This is a genomic window from Brachymonas moutaii (nom. illeg.), assembly GCF_049977365.1.
Lineage (GTDB): Bacteria > Pseudomonadota > Gammaproteobacteria > Burkholderiales > Burkholderiaceae_C > Brachymonas.
This window is the reverse complement of sequence record NZ_JBNGEN010000041.1, coordinates 1-335: the sequence shown is the minus strand read 5'-3', so window position 1 is coordinate 335 and position 335 is coordinate 1. Positions and strand designations below refer to the sequence as shown.

1 pseudogene is annotated in these 335 nt (G+C 62.1%); it reads left to right on the top strand.

What is annotated here, in order from left to right:
* A pseudogene (locus ACP2WS_RS11340) lies at window positions 1-335 on the top strand (transposase); the annotation flags it as partial.

Here is a 335-nt window from a genome sequence, read left to right as displayed (position 1 = left end):
GCCAAGTGGAGCGAGGTGGACAGGGATGGGGTGAGCCTGCTCGAGCAGGCATTAAAAAAATCAGGTTGGCGCGGCCCGCAAGAGACTGGGGCGCAGCGCCTCAAGCAAGTTCTTGATCTGCGACGCGCAGAGCGTGAAGAACACGGACACAGCGGGCTGCAAGGGCTATGACGCGGGCAAGAAGGTCTCGGGGATCAAACGCCACCTGGCGGTGGATACCCAGGGGTTGCCGCATGCTGTAACGGTGACGACGGCGGATGTGACGGATCGCCAAGGAGCCCTGCAGGCCTTCAAGCGGTGCAAGACAGGGCTGCAGCAAGTCAAAAGCGTGCTCG